The 16,054-nt window shown below is 57.3% G+C and carries 18 protein-coding genes; 11 read left to right on the plus strand and 7 right to left on the minus strand.

The window, feature by feature from the left end:
• Positions 1-136 precede the first annotated feature (136 nt).
• Both ACP0GE_RS14640 and recO read left to right on the plus strand, forming a co-directional pair.
• Entirely contained in the window at positions 137-841 is a 705-nt protein-coding gene (locus ACP0GE_RS14640; protein WP_424832652.1) for a hypothetical protein, read from the plus strand.
• A gap of 157 nt (positions 842-998) precedes the next feature.
• Positions 999-1,724, plus strand: coding sequence for a DNA repair protein RecO (gene recO / locus ACP0GE_RS14645; RefSeq protein WP_424832653.1), 726 nt, complete (start codon positions 999-1,001; stop codon positions 1,722-1,724).
• Here recO and ACP0GE_RS14650 read toward each other — a convergent pair.
• The 3 genes from ACP0GE_RS14650 to ACP0GE_RS14660 all read right to left on the minus strand — a co-directional run bounded on the left by ACP0GE_RS14650 (position 1,708) and on the right by ACP0GE_RS14660 (position 4,594).
• Positions 1,708-2,100 (minus strand): META domain-containing protein, encoded by a 393-nt coding sequence (locus tag ACP0GE_RS14650; protein WP_424832654.1) that lies wholly within the window; start codon positions 2,098-2,100, stop codon positions 1,708-1,710. The two genes, recO and ACP0GE_RS14650, sit on opposite strands and share 17 nt — an antisense overlap.
• 41 nt (positions 2,101-2,141) lie before the next feature.
• A complete protein-coding gene (locus tag ACP0GE_RS14655) occupies positions 2,142-2,696 on the minus strand; it encodes a hypothetical protein (protein ID WP_424832655.1) in 555 nt (184 codons plus the stop codon).
• A gap of 206 nt (positions 2,697-2,902) precedes the next feature.
• Complete coding sequence (locus ACP0GE_RS14660; protein ID WP_424832656.1) at positions 2,903-4,594, minus strand: acyl-CoA dehydrogenase family protein; 1,692 nt, start codon at positions 4,592-4,594, stop codon at positions 2,903-2,905.
• Positions 4,595-4,737: 143 nt separating this feature from the next.
• Between ACP0GE_RS14660 and ACP0GE_RS14665 the strand changes: the two genes are divergently transcribed.
• Positions 4,738-5,502, plus strand: a complete 765-nt coding sequence (locus ACP0GE_RS14665) for a sulfite exporter TauE/SafE family protein (protein WP_424832657.1) — start codon at positions 4,738-4,740, stop codon at positions 5,500-5,502.
• Positions 5,503-5,506: 4 nt separating this feature from the next.
• Here the strand turns inward: ACP0GE_RS14665 and ACP0GE_RS14670 are convergent, their stop codons facing one another.
• The 3 genes from ACP0GE_RS14670 to ACP0GE_RS14680 all read right to left on the minus strand — a co-directional run bounded on the left by ACP0GE_RS14670 (position 5,507) and on the right by ACP0GE_RS14680 (position 8,295).
• Positions 5,507-6,055 (minus strand): hypothetical protein, encoded by a 549-nt coding sequence (locus tag ACP0GE_RS14670; RefSeq protein WP_424832658.1) that lies wholly within the window; start codon positions 6,053-6,055, stop codon positions 5,507-5,509.
• Positions 6,056-6,082: 27 nt separating this feature from the next.
• Positions 6,083-6,373, minus strand: a complete 291-nt coding sequence (locus ACP0GE_RS14675; protein ID WP_424832659.1) for a hypothetical protein — start codon at positions 6,371-6,373, stop codon at positions 6,083-6,085.
• Positions 6,374-6,696: 323 nt separating this feature from the next.
• Positions 6,697-8,295, minus strand: coding sequence for a phosphoenolpyruvate carboxykinase (locus ACP0GE_RS14680; RefSeq protein ID WP_424832660.1), 1,599 nt, complete (start codon positions 8,293-8,295; stop codon positions 6,697-6,699).
• A 347-nt stretch (positions 8,296-8,642) separates the two neighbouring features.
• On the opposite strand from ACP0GE_RS14680, the gene ACP0GE_RS14685 reads away from it, so the two are divergent.
• Genes ACP0GE_RS14685 through ACP0GE_RS14715 form a run of 7 tightly spaced genes read left to right on the plus strand, consistent with a single transcriptional unit; the run spans position 8,643 to position 14,063 of the window.
• A complete protein-coding gene (locus ACP0GE_RS14685; protein WP_424832661.1) occupies positions 8,643-9,347 on the plus strand; it encodes a response regulator transcription factor in 705 nt (234 codons plus the stop codon).
• Between the two features lie 31 nt (positions 9,348-9,378).
• A complete protein-coding gene (locus tag ACP0GE_RS14690) occupies positions 9,379-11,097 on the plus strand; it encodes an ATP-binding protein (RefSeq protein WP_424832662.1) in 1,719 nt (572 codons plus the stop codon).
• 4 nt (positions 11,098-11,101) lie between these two features.
• Complete coding sequence (locus ACP0GE_RS14695) at positions 11,102-11,572, plus strand: HPr kinase/phosphorylase (protein WP_424832663.1); 471 nt, start codon at positions 11,102-11,104, stop codon at positions 11,570-11,572.
• Entirely contained in the window at positions 11,557-12,450 is an 894-nt protein-coding gene (rapZ, locus tag ACP0GE_RS14700; protein ID WP_424832664.1) for an RNase adapter RapZ, read from the plus strand. Before ACP0GE_RS14695 ends, rapZ begins: the two co-directional genes overlap by 16 nt.
• Complete coding sequence (locus tag ACP0GE_RS14705) at positions 12,447-12,839, plus strand: PTS sugar transporter subunit IIA (protein WP_424832665.1); 393 nt, start codon at positions 12,447-12,449, stop codon at positions 12,837-12,839. Before rapZ ends, ACP0GE_RS14705 begins: the two co-directional genes overlap by 4 nt.
• A 16-nt stretch (positions 12,840-12,855) precedes the next feature.
• A complete protein-coding gene (locus ACP0GE_RS14710; RefSeq protein ID WP_424832666.1) occupies positions 12,856-13,125 on the plus strand; it encodes an HPr family phosphocarrier protein in 270 nt (89 codons plus the stop codon).
• A 38-nt stretch (positions 13,126-13,163) separates the two neighbouring features.
• Complete coding sequence (locus ACP0GE_RS14715; protein ID WP_424832667.1) at positions 13,164-14,063, plus strand: lysophospholipid acyltransferase family protein; 900 nt, start codon at positions 13,164-13,166, stop codon at positions 14,061-14,063.
• A gap of 74 nt (positions 14,064-14,137) precedes the next feature.
• Here the strand turns inward: ACP0GE_RS14715 and ACP0GE_RS14720 are convergent, their stop codons facing one another.
• Positions 14,138-15,013, minus strand: a complete 876-nt coding sequence (locus ACP0GE_RS14720) for a 3-hydroxybutyryl-CoA dehydrogenase (RefSeq protein ID WP_424832668.1) — start codon at positions 15,011-15,013, stop codon at positions 14,138-14,140.
• 164 nt (positions 15,014-15,177) lie between these two features.
• Here ACP0GE_RS14720 and ACP0GE_RS14725 point away from each other — a divergent pair, with 164 nt between their 5' ends.
• A complete protein-coding gene (locus tag ACP0GE_RS14725) occupies positions 15,178-16,002 on the plus strand; it encodes a DUF6473 family protein (protein WP_424832669.1) in 825 nt (274 codons plus the stop codon).
• The last annotated feature ends 52 nt before the right edge of the window (positions 16,003-16,054 follow it).

Genomic DNA, 16,054 nt, shown 5'->3' on the forward strand with positions numbered 1-16,054 from the left:
AATCGAAGCCACTGCGGAGAAATTTCTGGCGGGCACGTGCCAACGGAAACGGGTCATCGGGCCGATCCTTCTGGCTTGGCCGTACGCATTGACACGTTTGGGCTTTTCGTCAAACGGAGGTACGATCGAGTATCGTGTGCAGGACGAAAAAGGGCAGATAGCCAATCTGAAAGTTGCAACCGGCAATACTGTTCCTGCATCAAAGCTCTACCCAAGAAACGAGCACGGCAGGGCTGATCCAGCGTGGGAACCCGAGACATTTGTGGAAATACAGGACTGGCAAGAGCTTGGGCTTTCAATAGCATTGCCAAGTTTCTTTGATCCGAGCGAAACTGCGCTGCCCAAAGCCATCTCGGATGCAGTGGAACGCGTGCGCGCCTGCTCAGGCAAAACACTCTTAGTTGACGTTCGTGGAAACACCGGCGGCGATTTTCTTCTAACGATGCCACTGATCGACGCGATTTCGCAAAGCGCAAGTCAGCAGGTTGTTGTGTTTGTGGATAAATTCACGTTTTCCGCAGCGATCGTGTTTGTAGCCATCCTTAAACATCGTTTGGGAAATAGGCTCAAACTCATCGGCGAAGAAATGGGCGATGGATTGACGTTTTTTGCCGAGGGCGGGTTGCTGGATTTGCCGAATAGCGGAGCGGTCGTTCGATACTCATCAGCCTTTCACGACTGGAGGAATGGAACGTTTGACGAAACCACGCCGCCCGAGATCGCGCGGCAAATCGTACCCGCGGGAGCACTGAATTTGGATCGAGAATGGGTCGTAGGACCTGCTGATGAGGATGCACAAGGCGCGTTCTATCAACGCGTTCTAAAAAGTGTGATCGGGTAGACGAACGGTCGGTAAGTCCGCCTATACGACTTATGCCTTTCAGCCAGATCAAATGATCGCTTCATCTTTCAGTCTCCGATGCGCAAAACCATTGCGGAAATGCGTTCTTCGCGGTTTTCTGCGGACATTCTAATCTATCCACTGGTAGGACCCTGTATTGGACTGGCGCGATCACGGCATACTCCTGACCTCTCGTCGCCATGGTGAGACTGCGGCGATCATTGAGGTATTTACCGAAACCCACGGACGTCATGCCGGTGTCGTGCGCGGGGGGGCCAGCCGCAAGATCGCTCCGGTCCTGCAACCGGGGGCGCAACTGGATGTGCTTTGGCGTGCGCGGCTAGAGGAACATATCGGCACCTTTCAGGTTGAACCTTTGCGTTCCCGAGCTGCGGCTGCGTTCTCTGGTCGGCTGGCACTGGCGGGGTTGAATGCAGTGGTGGCTTTGTTGTCCTTTTGCCTGCCGGAACGTGAGCCGCATCCGTCTATCTATAGGCAGACGGAACAACTGATGGATTTGTTGGGGCAGGATGACATCTGGCCGCTGGCCTATCTGCGGTGGGAACTGGCGTTGCTTGAGGAATTGGGTTTCGGTTTGGACTTGTCCACTTGCGCCGTAACCGGCGCGACCGAGGGGCTGATCTATGTCTCGCCCAAGACGGGCCGCGCGGTCAGCGCAAAAGGAGCGGGGGAGTGGGCGGATAAACTGTTGCCGCTGCCGCCATGCCTGCGAGGCGAAGGGGTCGCCCCCGACGCCGAGGTCGCCGAGGCGCTACGGACGACAGGCTATTTTATGGAACAGCGTTTGGCTCCGTCTCTGGGCCATCATCCACTACCAGAGGCACGGGCGCGGTTTGTTGAGCAGTTTAGTCGGCGGCTTTGAAGATCATCTCGTGCCCGTCTTCGTTGCGTAGGATCAGCACATCTCCGGACACTTCGGATTGAGTCATGGACAGCAGAGCGGCAAAGTAGACCCCTTCGGCCTCAAGCCCTGCGCAGGCGGCGCGGGTGGCCGCGAGATCGGTGATCTCGAACCATGGGTAGGGCGCGTTCAGGGTGCCTGAATAGCTATTGCACGGGGCGTTTCCGGCGATCTTGCCCTCGTCCGGAAACCGCAACAGGGCGCTTGCCCCATAGGGTTGCCCGTCGATTTCCTGCAGAACCCATGTCTGATCTGCCGCGCCGTAGGCCGCAACGGTTTCGTCTTTGGCGCATTGAAACAGGGCCACCAGCGGCAGGGTCATGATCAGGCGTGTCATGATCAGGATTTAACCTATCTGCGTTTCGATGAAAACTTCGGTCAGAACGCCAATTCTCCGTTCAGAAGCTCTTCGCGGACCTCAAGCCGGGGGCGCCAGTTATAGCGGGTGTCTTCGCGCGTTGGGGCCCAATGCAGCGCGCCGCTGTTCCGCCAGGGGTCCAGAATAATGCCGTCATACATCGAATCCCCTTTGGCGCTGATCAGTGCCGAATGGTGGATGATACGGAACGGTGTCGGCGGAGACGTGGCCCAATGCAGATCCAATGTGCGAAAGTTCTCTTGCCGCAAGCGCTGTGTCATGGCCTGAGCCCAGTCATTGCATAAACCACGCTCGCGGAACCCGTTGATGACTTTGGCGTTATGGACAATGGCCGAGTCGGTAACCTGCCAATCTCGTGCCAATTGTTGCGAATAGGTGTACGAGATGGTGGCGGCCTGTCGTGCCTCGACCGGATCAACCTCAGGGCCCAGTTTTTGGATGGCCTGCGCCAGCGCATCAATATCGTTCTGACTGGCGGTCGGGTAGGTGGTCGCGCAGCCGCCAACGGCAAGTGCGACAAGGGTCATGCAAACGGCTAGGAATTGTCTGGTCATGTAGCGGCCAACTGCTCGGATTTAGAATATCTTTTGCGTGCTGTAACCGGCTTCTGTCGGGGATCAAAGGGGAAGTTTGCGTATCAGCGGATCAGGGAGCAGCCAATACATGGGTTTCACCCAGCGTTACCGTAAGCCAGCCGATCAAGAAAAAGACCCGGCGTTGGGGCCGGGCCAGTTGGGGAAACGGGATTGCCGAACCTCGATCAACCGAGCAGACGTCGCGCGATGACCTGTGCCTGAATTTCGGCAGCCCCTTCGAATATGTTCAGAATCCGCGCGTCACACAGGACGCGGCTGATCTTGTATTCCAGTGCAAATCCGTTGCCGCCATGGATTTGTAAACCGTTATCTGCTGCAGCCCAGGCAACCCTTGCGCCCAATAGCTTGGCCATCCCGGCCTCAAGGTCGCAGCGCTGGCCGTGATCTTTTTCCCAGGCTGAGAAATAAGTCAGCTGCCGCGCGATCATGATCTCAACCGCCATCATCGCCAATTTGCCTGACACACGAGGGAAGTTGATCAAAGACTTGCCGAACTGCTTACGGTCCTGTGCATATTGCATTGCGATATCCAGCGCGCTTTGCGCCACGCCGATGGCGCGGGCGGCGGTCTGGATGCGGGCGCTTTCGAAGGTCTCCATCAATTGTTTGAAGCCTTTGCCCTCTTCACCGCCCAGCAGGTTCTGGCCCTTTACGTGGAAACCGTCAAACCCCAGCTCGTATTCCTTCATGCCGCGATAGCCGAGAACTTCGATCTCGCCGCCGGTCATGCCGGGTGTGGGAAAGGGATTCTCGTCGGTGCCCGGTGTCTTCTCGGCCAGGAACATGGACAGGCCCCGATGGTCAGCGGTGTCGGGGTCGGTTCGCGCCAGCAAGGTCATGACATGGGTTCGTGCCGCGTGGGTGATCCAGGTCTTGTTGCCGGTGATCTGGTAGTCGCCATTCTCGTCTTTCACGGCACGGGTGCGCAAGCTGCCAAGATCCGAGCCGGTGTTGGGTTCGGTGAAGACAGCCGTCGGCAAGATCTCGGCGCTGGCCAGTTTCGGTAGCCAGTTTGCTTTTTGCTCATCTGTTCCGCCCGCGATAATCAATTCAGCCGCGATCTCGGACCGGGTGCCCAGCGACCCAACACCGATATAGCCGCGTGACAGTTCCTCTGACACCACACACATCGAAGCCTTGGACAGGCCGAATCCACCGAACTCTTCGGGGATAGTCAGGCCAAAGACACCCATTTCGGCCAGTTCCTCGATGATCTCGATCGGGATCAGCTCGTCCTTGAGGTGCCATTCATGCGCGTTGGGTTCGACCTTTTCCTGCGCATAGCGGCGGAACTGGTCGCGGATCATCTCAAGCTCTTCATCAAGGCCTGAGGCGCCGAACATTGTAGCGCCAGGCTGGTCCTGCACCAGTTCAACCAGGCGGGTGCGCGCGGCTTGAGAGTTGGCCTGCGCCATGAGCGTTTGCACCTCGGGGCACTGGAAGCCGGACAATGCGTCCCAACCCAGACCCATATCCTGAAGGCGCACGACCTCACCTTGATTCATCGGAATGCCGCCTGCCACCTGATGCAGGTATTCACCGAAGGCGATCTGGTGAAGCAATTGTTCGATCTCGCCGAATTTACCCTCGGCCTGTAACGCTTCGGCCCAGCGCTGCATCTGTGTCAGTGCCTGGTGATAGGTTGCAAACCACGCAAGGCCATGGGCCGCTGTCTGGTGTGCCTCGATCAACGCGCCCGAAACACGGCCATCCTTGGAAACCATTTCCCGCACCGATTCACGTGCTTTGTGGAACACGCCATCAACCGCAGGCACGGCGGCTGACGTCAGTGCAAGCAGGTCAGGCAAAACAGCCGGTGTAGTCATGGTGGTCATATCCTGTCCGTCATGGGCCATGAATCGCGTCCTTCATTCGGTCGTCTGGTCATATCATGCTGCAAGTGCAGCGCAACAAAAATACGAAAAATGATCAAAAAAAGTTCAATTATTGCGCTATGAATTTTGCAGTGCAGAGAAATTCTCCAGTGTTATGAAGGGGCGTGTCGCTTTTCTCAATCATACAGCCTCAGGACCTCTATCTGGCGTTGGCCGTCGCGTTTCTGGCGGGATGGGTCAAAGGCATGGTGGGATTCGCCATGCCGATGGTGATGATTTCAGGGCTGAGCATCGTTCTGCCGCCACATCTGGCTTTGGCGGGGCTGATCCTGCCGACATTGGTCACCAATGGCGTTCAGGCCCTGCGTGAAGGGGCGGGCGCGGCCTGGCACTCAGTTTGTCAGTTTCGGGTGTTTCTTGGGGTTGGTCTGATTTTTCTGCTGGCCGGTGCGCAGCTTGTCAGTATTCTGTCGCCTTCGATGTTTCTGACGCTGATCGGTTTCCCGGTGTCTTTCTTCGCGCTGGTGCAGTTGCTGGGGCTGAAACTGGTGTTGGATCAACCATCTTTCCGGGTCGAGGCCGCGTCGGGTGCGGTTGCCGGTTTTGTCGGGGGAGTGTCCGGGGTTTGGGGCCCACCGACCGTCGCCTATCTGACGGCGCTGAATACTCCGAAGCAGGAACAGATGCGCGTGCAAGGTGTCGTATACGGGTTGGGTGCCGTTGCATTGGCTGCCGCGCATACCGGCTCGGGGATTTTACGGGCTGAAACGGCCACGTTTTCAGCGGTGCTGATACTGCCTGCTCTGGTAGGGATGTGGGGCGGAATGTTCTTGCAAGGCCGGATCAATCAGGCCCAATTTCGCAAGCTGACCTTATTGGTACTGTTGATCGCTGGCCTGAACCTGTTGCGGCGCGGGCTTTTGGGCTAAGGCTTCAGGCTCGTCGGTCCGCAAAGCGGAATGAAAAGTAAAGGACAAGCATCAGGAAAAACAGACCCGAGATGTCGCCGATCAGATAGGCGAAATATTCTATCGTGGCGCTGCCAAAGGCCAGGTTGGTCAGAATTGCAACCAGGACTGAGGTGATCACGCCGACCCCCATAACACAGGACCAGCATGGCTGCCGGTTTGGATGGGGAAACAGATCCCATCCCACCCATCTGCACGCGTAGAACACAGCCGGTACCGTTGTCACTGCGATGACGATGGCCAGTAGACGACTTGGCAGGAGGACATCCCATCCACCAACCATTGCAAAAACCAGGAACACACCCGGAAGAAGCGCGAAGATCGCGCGCCACCCTAACAGCCAGGCCGCCAAAACGCGTACGCCATGCGGCAGAAACAGCAGGCTGGCGTGGCTGGGATATTCCGGAAAAAAGACATTTTGCAGCGGCATCAGAACCTCAAAGGTCAGAAGCGAGGCCACCACATAGGCCAATGAGGCGAAAAATGTGTCCGTTACCCAACCACGCACGGGCATCAGCCGAGTACTTGCCGCAGGGGCGTATCACCTGGGTGCATGTACGATATATCGCCCCCGGTTGGCGCTACCGCTCTGTGACAGATACCCTTTCTGAACCAGCGACTTCAGTGCGCGAAAAAATGTTGGGCGCGAGACGCTTTGAACCAGGGTGTGTTCGATCAGGCCAAAAGTGCGCACTTCCTGATGGGCTTTGGACAGTTCCTCAGCGGCATAATAGATATCACGCTCGACGGGAGATAGTTCTTCCAGCCCCAATGTGCGTTCCATGCTCTGCATCAGTCTGCGTAGTTCAGCGAGTTTCGAGATTTCGGTCATGACTTCCCTGTTAATTCCAGCACACGGCTGAGGCTTGCAAATCAGAGGCATTTCTATCTACCCCAGCTTGGTACTCACCCCAATTGAACTCATTCACCATATGATTGGTAAGCTCACAACGCGGGTGTGAGTGAAATCGCAGAAGCCCCCAATCGGCACCAAGACAGGCCCTTCCCACGAGGAGAATCAGGTCGGGGCTGTCATAATGGCTTAATTTGATACCTGAAGCAGTGATAGCCTGCAATTAAATTGTATAGTCAACCTATACAAGTGAACCCTACGTAAGGTGACAAAAAGGGGCCTTGCAGCCCCTTTTAATGCAGTCACCCAATGGCGACGGCCTTGATGTCGTCGTCGATGAAGGGAACGTATTGTTCAAAATTCTCGGCAAACATCTGCACCAGTTTCTCGGCCTGCTTGTCAAATGCTTCCTGATCATCCCAGGTGCGGCGCGGGTCCAGCAGAACCTCGGCGACGCCGGGTACTGAGACGGGAACATCAAAGCCGAAATTTGCATCCTTGCGGTATTCCGCATCGGCCAATGACCCATCCAGTGCTGCCGTCAGCAGGGCGCGGGTCGCCTTGATCGGCATCCGGCTGCCAACGCCGTAGGCTCCGCCGGTCCAGCCGGTATTCACCAGCCAGCAAGTGGCTCCGTGCTGGGCGATCTTGTCGCGCAGCAGGTTGCCATAGGCCTCGGGGCGGCGGGGCATAAATGGTGCACCAAAGCAGGTCGAGAAGGTCGGCTGCGGCTCGGTCACACCACGCTCTGTGCCCGCCACCTTTGAGGTGAAGCCGGACAGGAAGTGATACATGGCCTGCGCCGGTGTCAGACGCGCGATCGGAGGCAGCACGCCGAATGCGTCACAGGTCAGCATGATGATGTTCTTGGGATGACCGCCCAGAGCGCTTTTGGATGCGTTCGAGATATACTCAAGCGAATAGGCGCACCGCATGTTTGCGGTCAGCGAGTCGTCGTCGAAATCCAGTTCCTTGGTTTCGGGATCGAAGACCATGTTCTCGATTACGGTGCCGAACTTGCTGGTGGTCGCGTAGATTTCGGGCTCGGCTTCGGCATTAAGGTTGATCGTCTTGGCATAGCAGCCGCCTTCGAAGTTGAAGGTGCCGCGATCCGACCAGCCATGTTCGTCGTCACCGATCAGAATGCGCGCCGGATCAGCCGACAACGTTGTTTTACCGGTGCCCGACAAGCCAAAGAACACGGCGGTGTCGACAGGGTTGCCCACGGCATGATTGGCCGAACAGTGCATCGGCATCACACCCTTCTCGGGCAGCATGTAGTTCAGCAGGGTGAAGACCGACTTCTTGTTTTCGCCCGCGTATTCAGTGCCGCCGATCAGGATCATCTTGCGGTCGAAATTCAGCGCAATCACCGTTTCGCTGCGGCAGTTGTGCTTGGCCGGGTCCGCCTGGAAGCTGGGGCAGTTGATAATAGTGAAGTCTGCAATGAAATCATCCAGATCCTCACGATCCGGACGGCGCAGCAGGTGGCGGATGAACAGGTTGTGCCAGGCCAACTCGGTGACCATGCGCACCTTGATCGAATAGGCCGGATCAGCCCCACCAACGAGGTCCTGCACGAAGTAATCACGGCCCTTCATATGGGCCAGCATATCCTTGTGAAGCGCATCGAACCCTTCGGGGCTCATCGCGGCGTTGTTTTCCCACCAGATGCTGTCGGCGACGCTGTCAGTTTTGACAACGTGCTTATCTTTGGGCGAACGACCGGTGAACTTGCCGGTGGTGACCAGAAATGCCCCGCCATTGCCAAGGGTGCCTTCGCCGCGTTTCAGCGCTTCTTCGATCAGCGCTGGTTCCATGAAGTTGTAATAGACATTGCCCAGACCCTCGATGCCCTGATCTTCGAGGCGGAATTGCGGGTTAACCCGTCCAGATGTCATGTGTGTCTTCTCCTGTGGCGGCGCGACGGCGGTTTGGCCAGATGCGCCTTTGGGGCATTCATGCCGGGGCAACCCGGCGGTCAAAGGCCTCTTATCACGGTCGTTTAGGGCATGAACAGGACGGTTTGGCGCAGTTAGCGCAACCAAGTTACAGTTTAGCGCCACCACAATTTTCGTGCAGGAAATCCGGGCAGAATTTTGCGGCCATGAAGGCAAATTTGCCGCATAGCTGCCCCAACAAAGGCATGATTCGCAGTTACGGATTGATTCGGCGTCTTAAAACCGCCAACAATGCCTTACAAAAAAGCGAATTATTTCGCAGTGAGCAGGAAATAGGGGTGAACCCGATGTCAAAGATCGCACTGGTTGACGACGACAGAAACATTCTGACGTCTGTATCCATGACACTCGAAGCCGAAGGGTTTGAGGTCGAAACATATAATGACGGGCAGGCAGCGCTGGATGCGTTCAACAAGAAGCTGCCGGACATGGCAGTTCTGGATATCAAGATGCCGCGAATGGACGGTATGGATCTGTTGCAGCGCCTGCGGCAAAAAACCCAGATGCCGGTCATATTCCTGACCTCGAAAGACGACGAGATCGACGAGGTTCTGGGCCTGCGCATGGGCGCGGATGACTATGTAAAAAAGCCTTTCTCGCAACGCCTGCTGGTCGAGCGTATCCGTGCGCTGCTGCGTCGACAGGAGGTCAGCGATGGTGATACGGCAGCCGCTGCCACAGGGGACGCCAAGGTCATGGAGCGCGGTGAGTTGCGGATGGACCCGTTGCGCCATGCGGTCAGCTGGAAAGGCGCAGACGTCTCATTGACCGTGACCGAGTTCCTGCTTTTGCAGGCATTGGCGCAGCGTCCGGGCTTCGTCAAAAGCCGAGACCAGCTGATGGACGTCGCATATGACGATCAGGTTTATGTGGATGACAGGACAATCGACAGCCACATCAAACGCCTGCGCAAGAAGATGCGGGCCGCAGACCCCGAGTTTTCGGCAATCGAGACTTTGTACGGCATCGGATATCGGTATAACGAAGAATAAACGCGACCGATTAAAGGGGTGGTAGGGTCTCGTGCGTGATACCGAACAATCCAGCGAATTGCGCGACGGTGATGTCGTTCTTGGGGATGACTGGGTCATCCCGCAGGACCCTGAGGCCGCCGAGCTGAATGCCAAACGCTCGCGGCGCAATCTGTTTTCGCTGCGCAGATCGCCGTTGGCGCGGCGCATTATTACGTTCAATTTGATCGCTCTGGTCATTCTGGTGGCCGGGCTGTTGTATCTGGACAACTCCCGCGAACAAAGGGTGCAGCAGACAGCGCGCAACCTGATTGGCGACGCCCAGCTGATCAGCAACGTGTTCGAAACCCAGCTGCGGCAGCCACGCCTAACGGTTGGTGGAGAAACCGTGGGTCTGGATGTTCGTGATACCCTATCCGGCCTCACCTTGCCGGAAGGTGGTGAAGTCTTCGTCTATGACGATACCGGAACACTAATCGGATGGACCCGGGGTGCAGTATCCGAGTCTGAAGTGCCGGTCTTTATCCGTTCAGACAACGGAGCCGCATCCGGCAGCACTCTGATCAGCGATGCGCTTAATGCGGTCTGGATGGGCGTCCATACACTCTTTAGCCGCGCCCCCGAAGGGGAAGCCCCAACCCTTGCACAGCGCGTGCAAGAAATCATTCCCCGCGCCCTGGAGGGTGAGGTGCAGGTTCAGACCGTTCAGGATGACGCCGGGGATACAGTGATCGTGGCGGTTGCGCCGATCCTGTTGAACAACACCCCCGTCGGAGCCGTCGCGATGGCAGGCCCCGCTGGAGAAATCGACGCCCTTGCCCGGCAAGAGCAGGAGCGTATCCTGCAGATGTTCATTGTTGCGCTGCTGGTCTCCATTGGCCTCAGCCTGGTCCTGGCCTCGACCATCGCCAACCCGCTGGCTGATCTGGCTTCGGCGGCTGAAACGGGCAAGGATCGTGGTTCTGGCGTTAATCCCGGGCGGATCCGTATTCCCGACCTCAGTGCCCGCCCCGACGAAATCGGTCGCCTGAGCCGTGCGTTGCGCGGCATGGTCACCGCCCTCTACAACCGGATCGATGCGAACGAGCAGTTTGCAGCCGACGTTGCGCACGAGATCAAGAACCCGCTGGCCAGCCTGCAATCCGCGGTCGGAACCCTGCGCATGGTCAAGCGGGACGATCAGCGCGAAAAACTGCTGGGCGTTATCGAACATGACGTGCGCCGGCTGGATCGTCTGGTCAGCGATATCTCGAACGCCTCTCGTCTGGATGCCGAGTTGGTTAAAGAAGAAGAACAGCCGTTCGACCTGCTCAAATTGCTGGATAATATTGGCCAGTTCCTGGGTGAAGATGCGCAGTCAAAGGGTATCGAGTACATTACTGACCTGCCGTCCGAGCCGATCATCATCAACGGGCTTGAGGCACGTCTGGCGCAGGTTTTCGTCAACCTGATCACCAATGCGATCTCATTCTGTCATGAAAGTGACGCTATCCGTGTCTGGGTGCGTCAGCGCGACAAACGGGTTCTGATCGTTGTCGAAGACACGGGACCGGGCATCCCCGATCAGGCGCTGACCAAGGTGTTCAAGCGCTTCTACTCGGAACGCCCCGAGGAGCATTTCGGCAATAACTCCGGCCTTGGGCTGGCCATCTCAAAACAGATTGTCGAAGCCCATGGCGGCGTGATTTGGGCGGAAAACATTCGCCCAACCGAGGCAGACATTACCTCGGACCCGCTTGGCGCACGCTTTGTTGTGGGGCTACCTATTTAGGGTCATGGAGTGTCAATCTCTGAAAGATACGGTTGGTCGTGAAGCGGCCTGCGTTCACGCGTCCTGTGTTGCGGTCCTGCGGCAAGGGGTGTTGATCGTTGGCCCTTCAGGAGCGGGCAAATCCGGACTTGCGCTGCATATGATGGCGCTGGGCGCGCAGTTGGTAGGGGACGACCGGATCGACTTGGCCGAGGACGCGGGCAGGGTCATCGCCGATGCGCCGCCCGCCATCCGCGGCCTTGTCGAGGCGCGAGGTATTGGCCTGCTGCGCGCAGACACGGCCGGTCCGGTTCCAGTGTCTGTTGTCGTCGATCTGGGGCAGGAAACATCCAAGAGGTTACCCGACCCGATGACCGTCCCAGTCCTGAGGCAAACTGTTCCCTTGCTTCACGCTGCGGGCATCCCCAATTTGGCAGCAGCGCTGATGCAATATGTGAAAATGGGGCGGGTAGACCCGGAATGGCCGAACAGATAACCACGCAAAGGCGTATCGTCCTGGTGACAGGTCCATCGGGTGCAGGCCGCTCAACCGCGATCCACGTTCTGGAAGATCTGGGGTTCGAAGCGATCGACAATTTGCCGATGGGGCTGCTGACCCGCCTGCTGGACGGTGCAGACGATCAGCAACCGATGGCATTGGGCATTGACGCACGCAATCGCGACTTTTCAACCATCGGCTTTATCGAACTGGTCGCCAAGCTGGGCCGGATGGAGCAAGTCGATCTGACAACGCTTTATCTGGATTGCAGCGATGAGGTGTTGTTGCGCAGGTTCTCTGAGACCCGCCGCCGCCACCCTGTGTCTTCGGATGCCAGCCCGGAAACAGGTGTCACGCGGGAAAAAGAGCTGCTTCAGCCGATCCGCGAGATTGCGGATACCCTGATCGACACCTCAACCTTGAATGTTCATCAATTGCGCGAAGAAGTTGAGCGTTGGTTTGCTCCGCAGGGTGGTCGACATCTGGCCGTTTCCATCGAATCCTTCTCTTACAAGCGCGGTCTGCCGCGGGGCTTGGACATGGTGTTCGATTGCCGATTTCTGGCAAATCCATATTGGCGTCCCGAATTAAGGGCCGAAGACGGTCGGAATCCGGATGTGGCGACCTATGTTCAATCCGATATGAATTATGCAGCTTTCTTTGACCGTGTCGTGGACCTGCTGATCGGGTTGCTTCCGGCCTTCCGGGCCGAGGGCAAAGCTCATCTTTCGGTGGCTTTCGGGTGCACCGGGGGACAGCACAGATCGGTGGCCACGGCGGAAGCCGTTGCAAAGGCCCTTGCGGAGGCAGGGCAGCCGGTGTCAATAAGGCATCGCGAAATGGAGCGTCGATCATTGAATGTGAGGCCGGATTGATCGGGATCGTAATAGTAGCCCATGGCGGGCTGGCACAAGAGTATCTGGCCGCCACCCAGCATGTGGTTGGCAAACAGCCGGGGCTGGTGGCTGTCCCGATCGAGGCCGACCACAACCGCGAGGAAAAGCAGGCCGAAATCTGCCGTGCCGCCGATGAGGTGGATGTCGGAGACGGCGTTGTGGTCGTCACCGACCTGTTCGGCGGTAGCCCGTCGAATCTCAGCCTGCGGGCTTGCACGCCCCAGGATCGGCGGATTCTTTATGGCGCGAACCTGCCTTTGCTGATCAAATTGGCCAAAAGCCGCCACTTACCGGTGGCCGATGCCGTGCGTCTGGCTATGGAGGCCGGTCGAAAATACATCAACGCGCAAAATGTGACGCCGGATTGAAAGCGGATAGTTTAAGATGGTCAATAGAAGCTTGAAAATCATTAACGAAAAAGGGCTTCACGCCCGCGCTTCAGCCAAACTGGTTGAAGTGGTCGAAGGGTTTGACGCAAATGCCGAGGTTTCAAAAGACGGGCTTTCTGCCTCGGGTGACAGCATCATGGGTCTTTTGATGTTGGCAGCGTCGCGCGGAACCACTATTGACGTCGAGACGTCTGGCCCGGATGCTGAGGCGTTGGCAGAAGCTCTGGAGACTCTGGTGGCCGACAAGTTCGGAGAAGGGTTCTGACAGAAACTGCCGCGATATTTTGACGGGAAGACCAGGCATTGGCGGAAACCACGCACGATACCAAGACGGGTCCGGTTGTGGATCACGAACCCGATCAGGGTGAAATCTATGATCGCCGGACGTTGACCTATGCGAATTCGTTTGACCATGCATGGACCTCCACGGCAATTCGCGCGATCGAATGGCTCACCGGAAAGCTGACCATTCTGCGTATGGTCAACAAGTTCGAAAAGCAGAACGAACATTATCGCGGTCAGAAATTCTGGGGCGGCGCGCTTAGCACGATGGGAATCGACCTGACCACACCGGCAGACCAGATTGCCCGCATACCGCGCAAGGGCCCAGTCGTGGTCGTGGCAAATCACCCGCACGGTATGGTCGACGGCATGATCCTTGCCGAATTGATTGGACGGGTCCGCAGCGACTATCGCATTCTGACCCGCTCGGTTCTGACCGGGCTGGACGAGGCCGCCACCTCATTCATGATCCCTGTGCCGTTCCCTCACGATCCCGAGGCGCAATCCAAGATGCTGGAAATGCGAAGCAAGGCGATGGATCACCTCAAGAATGGTGGCGTTGTTGCGCTTTTCCCGTCAGGGGTGGTGATGTCCTCGGACGACTGGTTCGGTCCGGCGCAGGAACGTGAATGGAACGTGTTCACCGCCAAGATGATCCGTCGCTCGGGCGCGCGCGTCGTCCCGATTTTCTTCCCCGGCAGTAACTCGCGCTGGTATCAGATCGCCAACCGCGTATCGCCAATTCTGCGCCAGGGCCTGCTGCTGCACGAGATTGTCCGCTCGTGCAATAGGCCGCAGTCCCCGGTCATCGGTGACCCAATTCCGGACGAGGACATGGAATTGCTGGAACGCGATCCCCGTGGCTTCATGGCCTGGCTTCGCGAACATACCCTGTCTTTGGGCAGTTCCAAAAAGACCTGATCCAAATCTTCATCTGGCCATAAATATCCCGGGGGTGAGCCCGGATGAAATCCGGGCGAGGGGGCTGGCCCCCTTTACCGCGTCGGAACAGGGACCTCACCGCGGTAATCATAGAAACCGCGTTCTGTTTTGCGGCCGAGCCATCCGGCCTCAACATATTTGGTCAACAATGGGCAGGGGCGATACTTGGTGTCGGCCAAACCGTCGTGCAACACGTTCATGATGGCCAAACATGTGTCGAGCCCGATGAAATCCGCCAATTCCAACGGACCCATCGGATGATTTGCCCCCAGTTTCATGGACTGATCGATGGATTGAACGCTTCCGACGCCTTCATACAGCGTATAGACGGCTTCGTTTATCATTGGCATTAGAATCCGGTTTACAATAAATGCCGGAAAATCCTCGGCGCTGGCAGCTGTCTTGCCCAGCTTATCGACCACGGTTTTGCAAGCTTTATAGGTGTCTTCATCAGTGGCGATACCGCGAATCAGTTCTACCAGCTGCATCACCGGGACCGGATTCATGAAATGGAACCCCATAAAACGTTCGGGGCGGTCGGTGCGGCTGGCCAAGCGGGTGATCGAAATGGAGGACGTGTTCGAGGTCAAAATAGTGTGCGGTTGAAGATGCGGCAGCAGATCTTCAAAGATTGCCTGTTTGACCGTTTCTCTCTCTGTCGCGGCCTCGATCACCAGATCGGTTTTCCCGACATCAGGCAGGTGCAAGGTTGTGGTGATCCGGCCCAGTGCGGCCTGGACGTCGCCTTCGGATATCTTTCCACGCGACGCTTGGCGTGCCAGATTGGCCTCGACGGTCGACATGGCCCCATCCAGCGCGTCCTGACTGATGTCGTTCAACAGCACATCAAACTCCGCCAGTGCCATGACATGAGCGATCCCGTTGCCCATCTGGCCCGCGCCAATCACTCCGACCGATTTGATTTCCATGCTCCGGTGCCCCTGTTCGCAGAATACCGCGACACTACCGGTAGTTCTCCCCCGGCGGCAAGGGGAGCGGACCGGTCAATTTCGCTTCAAATGCGCGCATTAACGAAACTGCAAGACCTAGGGCCGCATGATGGCAACCGGGTGAAAATAATTGGGTGAATATCATGAGCTACCAACCTTTGGCGGCGGGTGGGGCCGCCGAGTCTATCTGTACCTATGACGGTTCCAACCTCCCGTTCAGGGGGCCGCAACGTGTTTTGGATGCCCCGTATACCGCCTGTATCGGCAGCACTGAGACGTTCGGGCGTTTTGTAGATCGTCCGTTTCCGTCCGTGCTCGAAAGCCGACTTGGCAGCAATTGCATCAATCTGGGCAGCATGTTTTGCGGTGTTGAGGCGATGAGCCAGGATGCAGGTCTTCTGACGATGGCAAACGCCGCCAAGCTGTGTGTCTTACAACTTCCCGGCGTTCTGGAGCAGTCGAATCCGTTCTACCGCGTGCACCCTCGACGGAACGACCGTTTTTTGTGCCCAACGCCAGAAATGGTTGCTCTGTACCCCGAGGTCGATTTCACGGATGTTCATTTCGTGCGGCACCTGGCCAGCCGATTGCAAAGCTATCAGGACGCCCGGTTCGATATTGTAGCCGACGCGCTGTGCGAAAGCTGGGTTACAAAAATCCGCGCATTTCTGGGGCTGGTGAAGACGCCTGTAATTGTTCTGTGGCTGAAGCTTCAATCAGATACGAGCACTCTGAACGGCCACGCCGAGGCTGATCCGATCCGGATCGATGCTTCCATGGCGAACATGCTCAGGCCGTTTTGTGCTGAGTTGGTATCACTGCCCGTTCGATTGTCCGGAAATTCTGACGAGTTGGAGGACATGCTGTTCGGAACCCTGCAGCAGCCGATAGCCGAGCGTATGATTGGCCCGGCAACCCATCGGCGCATTGCCGATGTGCTTGCTAAGGCCGTTCAGGACTTGCAATAAAAAAGGCCCGCAATGGCGGGCCTTTCCAGATCGTTTTTTCAGGACCGCGTCC

The sequence above is a fragment of the Ruegeria sp. genome (genome assembly GCF_965243365.1).
GTDB lineage: Bacteria > Pseudomonadota > Alphaproteobacteria > Rhodobacterales > Rhodobacteraceae > Ruegeria.